Origin of the sequence: Blautia wexlerae (genome assembly GCF_013300825.1) — a bacterium.
GTDB lineage: Bacteria > Bacillota > Clostridia > Lachnospirales > Lachnospiraceae > Blautia_A > Blautia_A wexlerae_B.
Genome location: NZ_JAAIMY010000035.1, coordinates 12428 through 28375 on the forward strand (window position 1 = coordinate 12428; position 15948 = coordinate 28375).

The following is a 15948-nucleotide window of genomic DNA, read 5'->3' on the forward strand; positions in this document are numbered from 1 at the left end:
ACAGAAAATGGCTTTGGAGGATATGGAGTAGTGGATGCAAAAAAGTTTGGAGCATTTATTTCAGAGAGAAGAAAAGAACAGCACATGACACAGGCTGGCCTTGCCGGAAAAATCGGAGTGACAGATAAGGCAGTCAGCCGTTGGGAGAGGGGACTTGGTTTTCCGGATATTAATACTATGGAGCCGTTGGCAACTGCGTTGGGGGTATCACTTTTGGAACTGATGAAATCAGAGATAATATCAGAAGAGGTTCAGATGAAAAAAGATGAGTCAGCAGAGAAAAAATATACATCTGCAGAAGTGACAGAGATGATGTACTCAATGGAAGAAATACGAAAACAGCAGCAACGGCAGGATAAAATAGCAGGTTATCTGGCGATACCGGTAATGCTGATAGTTGCTGCTATTTTTAAACTCTCAGGTCATGCAAATTTTGGCGGTGCGGTGTTTGCAGGGCTTCTGGGGGCTGGCGCCATTGTCTGCGTATATTATCTTTGGGAGAATCGAGAAGATAAGGAAAGCAGAAAAGTTTATGGATTTTTTACAATTGTTATGACAGGTATATTTCTTATACTTTGTTCTTTTATGATTCCTGATGGATTCTGGGAACATCATAAGCAGGAAGCCACCCTTATCACGTGCGTTGTGAATCTAGCAATTGTAGTATATATGTTTGGATTGGTGATAAAGAAAATAAACAGGGAGAAAAAGAATCCGGCAATTATTATGGTTGTTGTAGTATTGGAGCTTGTGTTAGTGATGTGGATTTTGCAGAGCTTTGCTGCCAGATCAATAGAAAATGCTGATGGAAGCAGTAAGGGTGTTGTAGCAGAGCAGTTTGCGACGCAACTGTTGCTTAATGAAAAAGATGTCGAAGAAGACTGGATACGTGGATATAATTATGTTCAGATTGATTTACATCCGGATGTCTATCGTGTAGGTTTCACTTATTATGCAAATCAGAAAGATGTAGAAATAGGAAAAGAAAGTGTGTATGGTTATGATATTCAGGTGGATTCCGAGTATATGATTACGATAAAAGAAAAAAGTGTTGCAATCGGCGAGGATTTGTGGAGCAAAAATACAGAGGTACGGAAAATAAAAATACAATGAAGAAAGGCAGGAATGAAACATGACAGTATCAGAAGTTATAAAGAAAATGGTAGCATATTCAGAAGGGAATCTCCACGATATCAATCACTTCATGAAGGTATATGCCTACGCAAAAACAATCGCAGAGGGCGAAAATCTGAATCCGGAGCTGCAGAAGCTGGTGGAGGTGACAGCAGTTGTGCATGATATTGCCTGTCCTCTCTGTAGAGTGCAATGCGGAAACACCAACGGCAAGCACCAGGAAGAAGAAAGTGCGGCACTGTTAGAAGAATTCTTCAAGGATTCAGACCTGCCAAAAGAATTTACAGACAGAGTTTCTTATATTGTAAGTCATCACCATACGATAGACGGAATAGATGGCATTGACTATCAGATCATGATAGAAGCTGATTATCTGGTTAATGCAGACGAAAGCAATTTCTCCGGCAATAATGTAAGAAATATGCTGGAAAAAGTATTCAAAACAGAGACAGGAAAATTTTTACTGAAGTCTATGTATCAGAAAAGGCTGGATTCTGCAGAAGAGAAATAGCAGTAGTTATAAAATTTTATATGACAATTACTGAGAAAGCTGTCACAAAAAAAGTGGCAGCTTTTTGAAACTTTTCATTGCATTTCCCCATCTAATAAGTGTAAAACAAAAACAATAAAACTTCATTCGAATGAAAACCATTTACAGAAACATATAAGCAAGGAGGATCAGCATTTGATACAGTTGGTAAAGCACTCTATCTCAGGAGATGCGGATGCATTTCTGGAATTGATGGAAAAGAATTCTCTGGCAATGTACAAGGTGGCGCGGGGAATCCTGGATAATGATGAGGATGCCGCTGATGCCATGCAGGATACCATACTTACCTGCTTTGAAAAAATACATACACTGAAGAATCCGGAATATTTCAAAACCTGGATGATCCGGATCCTGATTAATGAATGCAATAAAATCCACAGACATTATAAAAACTTTAGCAGAGCCGAAGAACTTCCGGAAGTCCCCGGACAGGATATGTCCATTGAGGAATTTGAGTTCAAGGAAATGCTTGGAATGTTGGACGAATCCTACAGGATTATACTGGTTCTGTATTATGTAGAGGGATTTCGGATCGCAGACATTGCTTCTATATTAAATATGAATGAAAACACAGTAAAAACCAGACTGGTCAGAGCCCGGGTGCAGCTAAAGCAGGAATATACTTCAGCAGAAGACAATATTCAGAAGAAAAGACTGCAGCAGAAGAAAAAGAAAAACAGAGAATTTACAGGTATAACAGAAGAGCTTGCGGAAAACCAGAATGGAAATGTGAGAACAGGATCGGTAACAGCAGGAAGTATAACGGTAAGTGCAAGAAAGGGATGAAGTGATTATGGCGAAGAAGTTGGATTTTGATAAAGAAAAGAATAACAGAAATGATAATGCGATAGAGGAAATCATGCAGGCAGATTTTCCATTGCCAAAGCAGGCAGAAGATGCAAAAAACGAAGCATTTGCTAGAATCAGGGAAATGGCAGCAGCTTCTGAAAATGTGGAAAATGCAGAGAATATTGTGCAAAGATTGCCAGAGAAATCAACAGAAAAATCAACAAAGAAATCAACAGGAAGTTCTGGAAAGAAATCCACAGGAACAGTAAAATTGCATAAGAAATTCAAAACAGTGTACAAAACAGCTTTGGGACTGACCGCAGCGGCAGCTGTGTTTTCCGCAGTGTGTATTACAAATCCTGCATTTGCAGAGAACATTCCTCTGGTCGGAAATGTGTTTAAGCAGCTCGGCAATTCCTTGGGATTTTATGGTGATTATTCGAAATACGCAAAGCAGCTGACAGCATCTGCAGAAGATACACTGTCTGCAGATGCTGATGGAAGTCAGGAGAGCAGCAGTAATTCTCAAAATGCACAGTCTGAGGATCAGAATACAACAGAAAATAACAATGCAGATAAAACGAAAGACAATGAATCATACAGTAAAACATACAGTAAAACAGTAGATGGAACAACTGTCACGCTTTCAGAAGTATACTGTAATGAAATGGCTCTGTACCTGTCCATGACAATCCATACAGAGGATAAATTCCCGGATACATTCATTACATCTGATGGAAAACCCAATATTATGCTCAGCGAAAATTCTACAGTGAAATATGATTACATGGATGGAAAAAGTAATCTGTTCAATGCTTATCTGGATGGAAAAATGCTGGATGATAACACCTATGCAGGAGTTTTGCGTATTCCTGTAGAAGATATGACAGTGGATGATGCAGGATGGACAAAATTTTATGAGGTGCGTAACGCATTTTTCAAAGAAAAAAGGATTGATGTAGATTCTGAGGACTTTAGTTTTGATAAGCTAGCCCAGGCACTGGGAATGGATGAATACAGTGATGAGAAACTTCCTCAGGTGGGAGGTCCGGCAATCAGTGATTATGTCAAAGACATCAAAGTACCTGACCGGTTTACCATGGAGCTGGATCTGAAAGATATTGTGGGCGCTCTTCCGGAGAATCAGGATACCACCCCGGATATCCCTCAGGATCTGCGGGATGAATATAATCAGAAAATGGCAGAGCATGGGATCAGCACAGACGATGCAGATTATGAGAGCCTGACAGAAGAGCAGAAGAATCTGGAGCATCAGTTTTTCACTGAGATGTGGAATGAGTATTATGAACGATATCCTGAGGCAAACGAAGGTGATAACAGATATAACTCATGGACACTAAAAGGTGACTGGAAGTTCAACGTAGATGTAGAGAAAAATACTTCCGATACGGTTAAAAAGGATGTAAATGTGGTAGATGAAAATGGAGATGGTGTTCTCTCCATTACGAAAACACCATTTGAGATCACTATGAAAATGCAGGATCCGGAAACAAAATATGTTGCTGTTATGCTGGATGCCAATGGAGATATGATGCCAGATGGCGGAGTGGCAAACAGTAATGCGGACACATATGCAATACAGGACAGGGATGTTTCAACAGTATATATCTATCTTTGCGATTACTATGAGTATATGGACGAACTGAAAGGCTACTACTGGTCCGATAACTACGAAGAAAAAGCAAAGACCAAGACTTTCAAACAACTCCTGGATGAGCGTGCAGTTGCCAGCGCAGAAGTACATTTTGATAAAGATAAATAATGATGTTAGGGTCAAAAGGTATTTTGCCCCTAACCTGATATCAAAAAATAAAGTATCATAACTGAGACAGCATCTTTCCAATTTTCTACAGAAAGATGCTGTTTTAATTATTTTGAGAAAAAAGGTCAGAAAAACAGTAGAATCTGAGCCAAGTTAATGTTACAATGTAGGCGTCTCAAAAAAAGAGTGCAGAAGGGAGCCAAAACAAAATGGACTACGCAAAAGAATCTTTAAAAATGCATTATGACTTAAAAGGTAAAATTGAGGTTGTATCAAGAGCCAAAGTAGATTCCAAAGATGCTTTAAGCCTTGCTTACACACCAGGTGTTGCTCAGCCTTGTCTGGAGATCCAGAAGGATGTAAACAAGAGCTATGATCTGACAAGACGTTGGAATACAGTTGCTGTTGTAACAGACGGAACTGCAGTACTTGGACTGGGAGATATCGGACCGGAAGCAGGTATGCCTGTTATGGAAGGCAAATGTGTACTCTTTAAAGAATTTGGCGGTGTAGACGCGATTCCGCTCTGCGTCCGCAGTAAAGATGTTGATGAGATCGTTAAGACAGTAAGCCTCCTGGCCGGATCCTTTGGAGGAATCAACCTTGAGGATATTTCCGCACCGAGATGTTTTGAAATTGAAAAGAAACTGAAAGAATGCTGTGATATTCCGATCTTCCATGATGACCAGCACGGAACAGCAGTTATCACACTTGCAGGTGTTATCAACGCGCTGAAACTGGTTGGAAAGAAGCTTGACGAAGTGAAGATCGTTACTTCCGGAGCCGGTGCAGCAGGTATCGCTATCATCAAACTGTTAATGTCCATGGGACTTAAGAATGTAATCATGACAGACAGAAAAGGTGCGATTTACGAAGGCAGAGAAGGATTAAACCCGATTAAAGAAGAGATGGCTAAGATCACAAACTTCAACAAAGAGAAAGGTACTCTTGCAGAAGTGATCAAAGGCGCAGACATCTTCATCGGTGTATCCGCACCTGGAACACTGACACAGGATATGGTCCGCACAATGGCAAAAGATCCTATCATCTTTGCATGTGCAAACCCGGTACCTGAGATTTTCCCTGATGAAGCAAAAGCAGCAGGCGCAGCAGTGGTATCCACAGGACGTTCTGATTACCCGAACCAGGTAAACAACGTACTCTGCTTCCCGGGACTCTTCCGTGGTGTACTGGACGCAAGAGCATCAGATGTTAACGATGAAATGAAAGTTGCAGCAGCGTATGCAATCGCAGGTCTGGTAAGCGACGAAGAATTAACAGCGGAATATATTCTTCCGGCAGCATTTGACCCACGCGTAAAAGACGCTGTAGCTAAAGCTGTAGCAGAAGCAGCAAGAAAATCAGGCGTAGCAAGGATTTAAGCAAATAGAATAATGAATCCCTCTGTTTTCATGTGAGCAGCATGCAGACAGAGGGCTTTTTTGCATAATATTCAATCTGACCCCTAAAAAATTCGAAAAATTGGTCATTGAAATAATGACACATTTCGCGTATGATAACTTCATCATATTGATGCGTCAATATATAAAATATCTGATAGTGAAAATCAAACAAGTAATCTGACTTATTGATATGAGCCTTTTATCAGATCATACGAGAGGGGACAGTTATTATGAATACTCAGAACAGCACAATTACAAAACTTGCAGAGACAGCTCTTATGGCTGCATTATGCTATGTATCCTTTACATTCTTGCAGATTAAGATTCCTGTACCGGGCGGTGATGCAACATCCATCCATATTGGAAATGCATTTTGCGTACTGGCAGCACTTCTGATCGGCGGTGTATACGGTGGATTATCCGGTGCCATCGGAATGGGAATTGCAGACCTGATGGATCCTGTGTATATCACAGGCGCACCAAAGACATTTGTACTGAAATTCTGTATTGGTCTGATCACAGGCCTGGTAGCACATAAGATTGCAAAGATCAATGAAAGTACAGATAAGAAATACGTTTTCAAATGGAGCGTGATTGCTTCTGTAGCAGGTCTTGCGTTTAATGTTGTGGCAGATCCGATCGTAGGATATTTCTACAAACAGTATATTCTCGGACAGCCTCAGGAACTGGCACAGGCACTTGCAAAAATGAGTGCTGTAGCCACATTATTCAATGCAGTAGTTTCTGTGATCCTGGTAGCAGTGATCTACAATGCAGTACGTCCGGTACTGATCAAGAGTCATCTGCTTACAGTTACCGGTAAGAAAAAAGAACAGGCAGCATAAAAAATGAAAAGCATTTCAATTTTGCATCATACAGCAGACTGAAATGCTTTTTTGGTGTATAGAGTATTTATGAGAAGAAAAAATAAAAAGATGGGGTTGAAATAGGGAGAAATATATAGTATTGTAGGTGATATAACGCTTAGGGCGAGGACTGTCTTTGGACAGTCTCTTTTTATGAAGAAGGATGAGGAAAAAATTATGGAGAGGACAAAAGAAAGGTTATCGTTTCGTAAGAAGTTTATCGGTGACAAGAAGTTTTATATGATGGTTCTGGCTGTGGCTGTGCCGATTATGATTCAGAATGGAATTACAAATTTCGTAAGTCTGCTGGATAATATTATGATCGGACGGATCGGTACGGAGCAGATGTCAGGGGCTTCCATTGTGAATCAGCTGATTTTTGTTTATAATCTGTGTATTTTCGGAGGAGTATCCGGGGCAGGGATTTTTACAGCACAGTACTTTGGACAGAAGGATAATGAAGGAGTGCGGCAGACATTCAGGTACAAGTTATGGATGGCTGTGATCCTGACCATCGGGACGACTTTGCTGCTTCTGACGGTTGGAGAGAATCTAATCAGTATGTATCTGCAGGGGGATGGAACTGCGCAGCAGATTGCAGATACACTGAATTATGGAAAACAGTATCTGGATATTATGCTGTTGGGATTACCACCTTTTATGATGGTGCAGATTTATTCCAGTACTCTGCGAGAGTGCGGAGAGACGGTTCTTCCTATGAAAGCAGGAGTTGTGGCAATCTGTGTAAACCTGTTATTTAATTACCTGCTGATTTATGGTGTATTTTTCTTCCCGAGACTGGGTGTGAGAGGTGCGGCAATCGCAACTGTGTTGTCACGTTATGTGGAGGCTGCAATTGTAATCAGCTGGACACACAGGCATACGGAGAAGAATCTCTTTGCAAAAGGGTTGTATAGCACGCTTAAGGTTCCTGCAAATCTGACAAAGAAAATTCTGGTCAAGGGGACTCCGCTGTTATTTAATGAGACTTTATGGGCTTCAGCTATGGCTATGCTGACACAGTGTTATTCGGTTCGAGGGCTGAATGTGGTTGCTTCTCTGAATATTTCCAATACTATCAACAATGTGTTTAATATTGTGTTTATTGCCCTGGGAGATTCCGTGGCAATCATTGTAGGACAGCTTCTGGGAGCGGGAGATATGAAGAAAGCGAGAGACACAGATAACAAGATGATTGCCTTCTCAGTAATGTGCTGTACAGGGGTTGCAATTGTCATGTTTATTATGGCTCCGTTGTTTCCAATGCTTTATAATACCAATCAGGAAGCCAGGGAGCTGGCGAAGTATCTGATCATGATCACTGCATTCTTTATGCCTCAGAACGCATTCCTGCATGCAACCTACTTTACTCTGCGTTCCGGTGGAAAGACTATCATTACGTTCCTGTTTGACAGTGTGTTTATCTGGTGCATCAGTGTGCCGATTGCGTTTGTACTGAGTCGTTATACAGGGATTCATGTGCTTGTGATTTATGCATGCGTACAGTTGGCAGATCTGATCAAATGTGTGATCGGATTTGTGCTGGTTAAGAAGGGTGTGTGGCTACAGAATATTGTTTCATCATGATAAAAATTTTCAATAACATTTGGCTTGACTAACCGATATACTATAGTGTATCATCAGTGAAAGTCAAATAGAAACAGTCTTATAAAACTATTATAATATGACTTGTTGTTTGATTCACATCATGCTATTTGTGAATTGATATATGTAACATTAATTCTCTTTGCACTGCATTACATTCAACAGAATGCGAGATCAACAGTACAAACTGAGCAGGCGATGCCCGAGGTGTTCGAGGGCGTGGGGCCGGGCCGCGTGAAGCGGCAGCAGATATGAACATTTTCAGACATATCTGTGGGACAGTGTATGTTCCGCAGGTGTGTCTTTTTGTTTTCTGGAAAATATGTTTTGGAGAGATTTTCTTTTAGAGAAATTTTCTTTTAGGAGAATTTTTTGAAACGGGTGCAATTCAGAGTTACAAAAAGACCCCTGTAAGACCGCACTTTGATAAGTCGCAGAAAGGAAATATGTTTTCTGACTGTGACGCAATGTATGTGACATAAGAAGAACCTGTAAACTCAAATATAGGAAAGTACAAAAGCTTATATATTTGAAAAGAAAATTTAGGAGGTCCTGGTTATGGAACAGACAAAAAAATTAAACATGACAGCAATGTCAGACAAGACAAACAGTAACACGACAGCTAAGAAGGAAGAGCCTGCATGGGAACATAAGGTGGCAATGAAGGTATCAGGTGTGAGTATTGCAGTAAACCTGTTACTTTCCTTATTTAAATTACTTGCCGGAATTCTGGCACATTCAGGTGCTATGATCTCAGATGCGATTCATTCAGCATCTGATGTGGGAAGTACTTTCGTAGTAATAGTCGGTGTGAATTTATCCAGCAAAAAATCCGATAAGGAGCATCAGTATGGACATGAGCGGATGGAATGTGTATCTTCCATTATTTTGTCCGGGTTACTTCTGGCAACTGGTATCGGAATCGGTATGAATGGAATTGAGAACATTATTAAGAGTACTTCAGGAGCAAGCATTGCAATTCCTGGAACATTGGCACTGATTGCGGCAGTTGTTTCTATTGTAGTGAAGGAATGGATGTTCTGGTATACCAGAAGTGCTGCGAAGAAAATAAACTCTGGCGCACTGATGGCAGATGCATGGCACCATCGCTCAGATGCAATGTCTTCTGTTGGTGCATTTATCGGTATCCTGGGTGCAAGACTTGGCTTCCCGATCCTGGATCCGATTGCCAGTGTGGCAATCTGTGTACTGATCGTGAAAGCATCTGTGGATATTTTCAGAGATGCAATTGATAAGATGGTTGACCATTCCTGCGATGAGGCAACAGAAGAGAGCATGAGAGAAGTGATCATGGGAGTGAAAGGCGTGAAGGGAATCGACCTTCTCCAGACACGACTTTTTGGTTCCAAGATGTATGTGGATATTGAAATCTCAGCAGATGGAACGATTCCACTGAATGAGGCACATGACATTGCAGAAAATGTTCATCATAGTATAGAGAAGAATTTTAAAGACGTAAAACATTGTATGGTTCATGTGAATCCGGTGAATGAGTAATTTACTTCAAATAAGATATCCGTACTTAACAGTTGTTCTGATTGCAAAATCTATCCTATGGAGTTACAATGACAATGTGGCAAAGTAAGTCAGACACAGGATAGATTAAGGAGGCTAGACAACAATGAATGAAGGAGAAGAAGTCAGAAAGGGGAAGTCTGTATTCAGATCAGTGATATTGCTGATGGCAGTGGTGTTTGCAGTTATGGTCGGAAATATCGGAATTTATGCTGCTCAGGTTGGAGAAACAAACGGAAATGATACCACAGAAATCGTCAATCCAACGGTAACACCGGAGCCGGACATAACAATAACACCAGAAGCAACACCGATTGTAAAGAAGGGACTTTTGAAAGAGGGAAATTCCTATCGCTATTACATCAATGGTAAAATGGTTACAAATACCTGGAAGAAAGTGAAAAACCATTATTATTGGTTCAAGTCCAATGGAAAAGCTGCTGCAAATGGTTATTATAAAGTGAAGGGTGTATATTATGTTTTTGATGAAAAGGCGCGCAGACTTTCCCCTGCTAAAAAAGCAGTAGTAAAGGTAAAAAATATCAGCTATTTTGTAGATACAAAGGGCAGAGCTGTCAAAGGCTGGAATGAATATAAAAATAAAATGTATTATTCATATTCCAATGGAAAATGTGCGGTAAATACAAAAATAGATGGAATTAAATTTAATAAAAACGGGGCGGCAGATCTTACTCAGGCCAGAGAGATGTTGGAGGCCAAAAAGTTTATTGCAGCGCATACCACCAAGAACATGAATAACTATCAGAAGCTTCGTGCCTGCTTTAATTATATCATGTGGTATACCAGATATACTCCCTGGAAACGCCCCACGGAGGCTGAATTCAAAACACAAACATGGGTATATAAATATGCCTTGGATATGTTTCAGACAAATCTTACCGGAAATTGCTATGGCGTAGCCAGCTGTCTGGCAGCAGTAGCCAAAGAATTGGGCTATGAACCTTATGTGATCACTGCTTTGGAGGATCATGCTTTTGTTATGATCAATGGCCTTTATTATGACAATATGTATGGAACTCTGTTTGGATCACCTACCCATCCCTATTATCATTTAAGACAGAAAATCAAGTTTTAACAGATTTGATTTTGACAAAAAACGAAAGTGCTCGAAAGCCAGTAAATACAAGGCTTTCGAGCACTTTTTAAGAGCAGGGGATGAGAGAATAGAACTTCTTCCCAAAACCCGTAAACCCGCATAAAATCAATGTTTTTTAAGATTCAACATGATTAGATGTGATTAGATTTTCTAAAAAAGGAGGGTATTGGGTGGTATCTTAACACGTTTTTTCCCATTTCTGGACACTGGAACAATTTAAAATAACTTGAAAGTAACCAGCTAATAGAAAATTATATTTCTTATTATATTACCCACTCTGTATCATCATATATAGAGTGGGATTTTTATACTTAATTTTTATCATCTGTATCTGGTACATATTTCATTATATCAGACACTTCACAATTTATTACAGAACAAAGTGTATTAATCGTCTGCGTGGTGATGGTCTTGCCACTACGTAACCTTTGTATAGTGTCAGGCAGAATGCCCTGTTTATAGATTAATTGGTAAGTTGTTATTTTGCGTTCATTAATTGTTTTCCAAAAAGGCTCGTAGGAAATCACATCATCACTCCTCTTTTTGGAAATGATAACATGATTTTTTTAACGTCTATGAACGCTACAACATCCATGTTGTAAAAAGAATAACATAGTGTTGATTATAAGTAAATACTTTGATTTTGTAATTATATTTTCGGAATTGAAAATATAAAATTTATTGAATGGCATATGTAAATTATGATATAATATGACTATCAAAGAACGGGAGGTAATATTATATGGAAGCAATTATCAGACCATCCGCAGCATTACGAAACAATTACAGCGAAATTTCCAGAACATGCCGTGAAGAACGAACCCCTGTTATCATTACTAAAAACGGCATCGGCGATACTGTTCTCATGGGATTACAGGAATACAATCAGATGACCGCAGAACTGGAACTGTTACGTACGTTAGCTGATGCAGAAGAAGATGTTGCACAGGGCAGAGTTGCACCTGTACAGGAAACTTTTGACGATATCCGCAGTGCATTATTAGCAAGGGGGAACAGATGAGCTACCAAATTTTGCGAACAGATAAGGCAGACGAACAGCTCCGGGATATCATCTTCTACATTGCCGATGACTCTGGCAGTGTGGATATTGCACTGAATTATCTGGATAAAATCGAAAAAGCAATTAACAATTTAAAAGATTTCCCGTATTCTGGCAGTGTTCCCCACTATGCAACCTTGCGCCGACAGGGTTACATAGTCCTGATCGTAGAACGGCATCTTGTATTTTATAAGGTCAACGAATCTCAACAGATCGTAACGATTTATGCTGTCGTGGACGGCAGACGGGAATATCGGAAACTACTATAATAAGAAGAACCTCTTTCACTTTTTTTGAGAGAGGTTTTTCTAAGTTTAAATACGAATGATATATTGACTATAAAATACTGCCATAGTAAAATCAAGCTATAAAAACACTTTACTAAGCTAAAGTGAAGAAAAGGAGAAAAAGTTTATGAAAAGAACACTGAAAAAAATTGTTGCATTAGTAACAGTATTGTCTATGCTTCTGCTTACAGTCCCAACATTTGCTCATAGCGGTTCTGTTGGTGTTACTGATATCCAGAAAACAATGAAAGGCTATTCCTCACCGTCAAAATCCCCATATCAGATTCTATACATGGGTGCAACTATGTCAACTGAAAAGATAACCATTACGTATACAAATAAAAAAATTGGAACCGTAAAGAAACAGAAAGTAACAAATCCATTAGGCGAAACCCGTGTTATCTTCACATTTGTTCCTAAACAGGCAGGTACAACAACTACTTCTATAAAAATCGGCAGTAAGACATATAAAACCAAAATTACTATTTTAAAATATAAAAATCCAATTGTATCTATAACAATCAATGGAAAGAAAATTTCCGGTAGTAAATTTAACAAAACAGATGTCATCAAATTAAATTATAATACCTATAAGGGAAAGAAAAATAAAATCACTTACCAGATAAAAAACGGATGGTCTGGAAATTTAGCTGCATGTGATAAAAACGATAGTACTCTCTACGGCGCAGTAACCGCTGATATGAGTTCTGAAACTTTCACCTTACAAAATGGAAAAGGAAATTTTAATCTTAAATTTTCTCTCAGAGATGCAAATGGCGTAGAAAATAAAGTTGTTATCGCCTTCAAATAATAGAGATATCCCCATGGCAGTTACCGCCACGGGGATATTTTTAACGTTTATGAATGCTGTAACATCCATATTTTTCAGTAACTGAATAATTATAACAATCCTCGTAAATGCATTATTAGAGGATTGCTATAAATACTTGTAATTTAACAATGCGCAAATCTGGAATGAATAGTCATCCCCAAACTTGCGCATTGTTCCGTTCCTGAAAAATATATCTGTTATTCTTTTGGATAAATGAGTTTATCTTAATTCTATTGTAAATCTTTCATTTACTCCAGAAGCTGTATTTTTTGCAGTAAACATAATCTTAAAACCTTTTCCGCCTTTTACAGGAATCTTACTGCCATTCGCTACAGATTCTGAACGCATCCAGCCTTTCTGCATATATTCAATAGCTGGTTTCATGCTGCCTTTACGTGGATCTCCCTTAAAAATATAAAGTTCTTCAAGTTTCCATCCACTTTTCAGAGAAACTGTTGTCTTTACATTTTTGCTCCCAAATTTGGTATAACTGAGACGGGTTGTCGCAGATGAATTAAATTTTGAGGAGGCAATAGAAGTTGTGCCGATCTTCACAGATTTGACTGGATTTATATATTTTTTTATTGTTACTTTAGTTTTATATGTTTTACCTTTACATTTCAGGGATACCGTTGCTGTTCCAGCTTTTTTCGGCACCAGTGAAATCCTGTAATATGCCTGAGAACCATAAGTATATTTTGTCTGTTTTACTGAAACAACTGAAGTATTGCTTGTTTTTAAGGCGGAAGCCTTTGAAGATAATGATGTCAAAAATTCAGGTGTGGCCTTTGGATATGCGACAAGCGTTATTGTTTGCGGAAGCTTTTCTTCTGCAAATGTTGTAACAGATGTCATTGCAAACATAGAGAATATCATACTGAATACAACTAATAAAGAAAGTAATTTCTTGCTTATTTTGTTCATACTTTTTTTCCTCCTGAATTGAAATGGAACAGTTCAGACCGGAACGGATGCCGGAACTATTCAAGTATTATCAGTATAGCATAAATTTCTATTTTTGTAATCATATTCATATTTATTAAAGTACCTATCTGATTCCCTGACATTTTCAGATAAAATAAAAGAGCCAGAAAGCCTTGATTTCACTGACTTTCTGACTCATTAGAAGCAGGGGATGAGAGAATCGAACTCCCACCAAAGGTTTTGGAGACCCCTATCATACCATTTGACCAATCCCCTATAAACTTATATGTAAATTCCTTTTACTGTTGCAATTATACATATAAAAGCAACGATTGTCAAGGATATTATGCAATTATTATAAAAATATTTGAGAGAAAAAGTTATAATAAGAGCGGAGATGGAGGGATTTGAACCCTCGCACCGGTTGCCCGGTCTACCGCATTTCGAGTGCGGACCCTTCAGCCACTTGGGTACATCTCCGGATTTCAGATTACAGGATTGTCATAAATCCTGCAAAACTTCTGAACAGATCGGTTATATTTCCGAACTGTCTCTTATTATATAAGGAATCTGTAAAAAGGTCAATTCTTTTTTGTTGACGAATTGCTCTTGCTGTAATAAGATAATAACAAATTGCGGCTGTTTATCTGAGAAAATGAGGTTGGCTAAAAACAGGTATTCGGCTGCGAAGAAAGCAGACAGGTGAAATAATGATCATGACAGATAAGAAAAAAACGATTCTGGAGGCTGTAGAGAGGCTGACAGACAATTACCGTAAAGAAGCCCTTTTTCTTGGAAAGGACAGAAATCGTCTTCCGAATAAAAAAGAGATTATTAATTTTATTAAAGATATGCGTTCCATTATTTTTCCGGGATACTTCAGTGTGGATTCCAGTGCGAGTGTATTTCCGGAACATTACGTGGCATACCGCCTGAATGATTTGTATGACTGCTTACAGGAACAGATTGAGATTGCATTTTTATATCAGGGTGAAGAAGAACAGAAGGCCAAAGAACATGCAGAGCAGATCACAGAGAGATTTTTTGCAAATGTTCCGGAAATCCAGCGTATGCTGCTGACCGATCTGCAGGCAGGTTTTGACGGTGATCCGGCTGCCAAGAGTAAAGAGGAGATTATTTTCTCCTATCCTGGATTTTATGCAATTTATGTATACAGACTTGCACATGTTCTTTATCTGGAAAATGTGCCGTTTATTCCAAGAATTATGTCTGAATATGCACATGGTTATACAGGTATCGATATCAACCCGGGTGCTACGATTGGAGAATATTTCTTTATTGACCATGGAACAGGTGTTGTAATCGGTGAGACTACAGAGATTGGAAAGAATGTGAAGCTGTATCAGGGTGTGACACTTGGTGCTCTTTCCACCCGTCAGGGACAACTGCTTGCCAATGTGAAGAGACATCCGACGATCAGAGATAATGTGACAATTTATTCTAACTCTTCTGTGCTGGGCGGTGAAACCGTGATCGGTGAGAATACGATCATCGGTGGTAATACTTTCATTACAGAATCCATTCCGGCAAATACCAAGGTCAGTGCGAAGAGTCCTGAACTTGTGATCAAGAAACCAAAAAGTGAAGTGGAAGCTACGAATGTATGGGATTGGGAGAACTGATCTCCGGTTAACACTGTAAACAGAAATTATTTCAGAGGATTGCTATAATTTTGTTTTCCTGACAGGTTCCATCATATACAGTAAGTTCAGGCTTTCATTGTGGAAAGTAATAAGCAGCAGGTGGAAATTTGCTTATATCAGGAGGAGTGAAAGCTCCTTCTGATAAACTGCATAGCAGTTATTCGGTATAGAGCTGAGCAGCGAAACGGATGAATTTATCTGCTTGACAAAATTGTTTGCCAGATGATAATTTGTATATGTTGTTAAAAAAATAGAAAAAATTTAAATTTAGTGTTGACAAATACAGTTTCATCATATATACTAGTCTTCGTTGATGCGACAGAGATACACAGACAACAAGCTGTGCGGGTGTAGTTCAATGGTAGAACACCAGCCTTCCAAGCTGGATACGTGGGTTC

General features: G+C 39.1%; 15 protein-coding genes, 2 tRNA genes and 1 riboswitch. Of the genes, 13 read left to right on the forward strand and 4 right to left on the reverse strand.

Going from position 1 to position 15948, the window contains the following annotated elements; translation table 11 throughout:
* Window positions 1-30: 30 nt before the first annotated feature.
* The 9 genes from G4417_RS14165 (at window position 31) to G4417_RS14205 (ending at window position 10762) form a co-directional block, all read left to right on the forward strand.
* On the forward strand, window positions 31-1113 hold the full coding sequence (locus G4417_RS14165; protein WP_173683953.1) for a helix-turn-helix domain-containing protein: 1083 nt from the start codon (window positions 31-33) through the stop codon (window positions 1111-1113).
* Window positions 1114-1132: 19 nt separating this feature from the next.
* Entirely contained in the window at window positions 1133-1645 is a 513-nt protein-coding gene (locus tag G4417_RS14170) for an HD domain-containing protein (RefSeq protein WP_173683954.1), read from the forward strand.
* Window positions 1646-1819: 174 nt separating this feature from the next.
* On the forward strand, window positions 1820-2470 hold the full coding sequence (locus tag G4417_RS14175; protein WP_173683955.1) for an RNA polymerase sigma factor: 651 nt from the start codon (window positions 1820-1822) through the stop codon (window positions 2468-2470).
* A gap of 7 nt (window positions 2471-2477) precedes the next feature.
* The gene (locus G4417_RS14180; protein WP_243872164.1) at window positions 2478-4256 is read left to right on the forward strand and encodes a DUF4179 domain-containing protein; all 1779 of its coding nucleotides are present in this window, start codon (window positions 2478-2480) and stop codon (window positions 4254-4256) included.
* 209 nt (window positions 4257-4465) lie between these two features.
* Window positions 4466-5638, forward strand: a complete 1173-nt coding sequence (locus G4417_RS14185; RefSeq protein ID WP_019160940.1) for an NAD(P)-dependent malic enzyme — start codon at window positions 4466-4468, stop codon at window positions 5636-5638.
* Between the two features lie 251 nt (window positions 5639-5889).
* Window positions 5890-6504, forward strand: coding sequence for an ECF transporter S component (locus tag G4417_RS14190; RefSeq protein ID WP_008705795.1), 615 nt, complete (start codon window positions 5890-5892; stop codon window positions 6502-6504).
* Window positions 6505-6702: 198 nt separating this feature from the next.
* Complete coding sequence (locus tag G4417_RS14195; RefSeq protein WP_330598390.1) at window positions 6703-8112, forward strand: MATE family efflux transporter; 1410 nt, start codon at window positions 6703-6705, stop codon at window positions 8110-8112.
* A 195-nt stretch (window positions 8113-8307) separates the two neighbouring features.
* Window positions 8308-8414: riboswitch (NiCo riboswitch) on the forward strand.
* 307 nt (window positions 8415-8721) lie between these two features.
* Entirely contained in the window at window positions 8722-9648 is a 927-nt protein-coding gene (locus tag G4417_RS14200) for a cation diffusion facilitator family transporter (protein ID WP_173683965.1), read from the forward strand.
* 124 nt (window positions 9649-9772) lie between these two features.
* Window positions 9773-10762: a hypothetical protein gene (locus G4417_RS14205; RefSeq protein ID WP_173683957.1), complete on the forward strand. Its 990-nt coding sequence runs from the start codon at window positions 9773-9775 to the stop codon at window positions 10760-10762.
* A gap of 332 nt (window positions 10763-11094) precedes the next feature.
* Here G4417_RS14205 and G4417_RS17595 read toward each other — a convergent pair whose 3' ends face one another.
* Window positions 11095-11310: a helix-turn-helix domain-containing protein gene (locus tag G4417_RS17595; RefSeq protein ID WP_173683958.1), complete on the reverse strand. Its 216-nt coding sequence runs from the start codon at window positions 11308-11310 to the stop codon at window positions 11095-11097.
* Between the two features lie 215 nt (window positions 11311-11525).
* Here G4417_RS17595 and G4417_RS14215 point away from each other — a divergent pair, with 215 nt between their 5' ends.
* The 3 genes from G4417_RS14215 to G4417_RS14225 all read left to right on the forward strand — a co-directional run bounded on the left by G4417_RS14215 (window position 11526) and on the right by G4417_RS14225 (window position 12941).
* Window positions 11526-11804, forward strand: coding sequence for a type II toxin-antitoxin system Phd/YefM family antitoxin (locus G4417_RS14215; protein ID WP_173683959.1), 279 nt, complete (start codon window positions 11526-11528; stop codon window positions 11802-11804).
* Window positions 11801-12112 carry a type II toxin-antitoxin system RelE/ParE family toxin gene (locus G4417_RS14220; protein ID WP_173683960.1) on the forward strand — a complete coding sequence of 104 codons (312 nt, stop codon included), beginning with the start codon at window positions 11801-11803 and terminating at the stop codon, window positions 12110-12112. Before G4417_RS14215 ends, G4417_RS14220 begins: the two co-directional genes overlap by 4 nt.
* Window positions 12113-12257: 145 nt before the next feature.
* On the forward strand, window positions 12258-12941 hold the full coding sequence (locus G4417_RS14225) for a hypothetical protein (RefSeq protein ID WP_173683961.1): 684 nt from the start codon (window positions 12258-12260) through the stop codon (window positions 12939-12941).
* A 240-nt stretch (window positions 12942-13181) separates the two neighbouring features.
* Here G4417_RS14225 and G4417_RS14230 read toward each other — a convergent pair whose 3' ends face one another.
* The 3 genes from G4417_RS14230 to G4417_RS14240 form a co-directional block, all read right to left on the reverse strand.
* Window positions 13182-13886: a hypothetical protein gene (locus tag G4417_RS14230; RefSeq protein ID WP_173683962.1), complete on the reverse strand. Its 705-nt coding sequence runs from the start codon at window positions 13884-13886 to the stop codon at window positions 13182-13184.
* Between the two features lie 205 nt (window positions 13887-14091).
* Window positions 14092-14162 (reverse strand) — tRNA-Trp (locus G4417_RS14235).
* Window positions 14163-14278: 116 nt separating this feature from the next.
* Window positions 14279-14366, reverse strand: a tRNA-Ser gene (locus tag G4417_RS14240).
* Window positions 14367-14602: 236 nt separating this feature from the next.
* Between G4417_RS14240 and epsC the strand changes: the two genes are divergently transcribed.
* Window positions 14603-15529, forward strand: coding sequence for a serine O-acetyltransferase EpsC (epsC, locus tag G4417_RS14245; protein ID WP_173683963.1), 927 nt, complete (start codon window positions 14603-14605; stop codon window positions 15527-15529).
* Window positions 15530-15948: the final 419 nt, after the last annotated feature.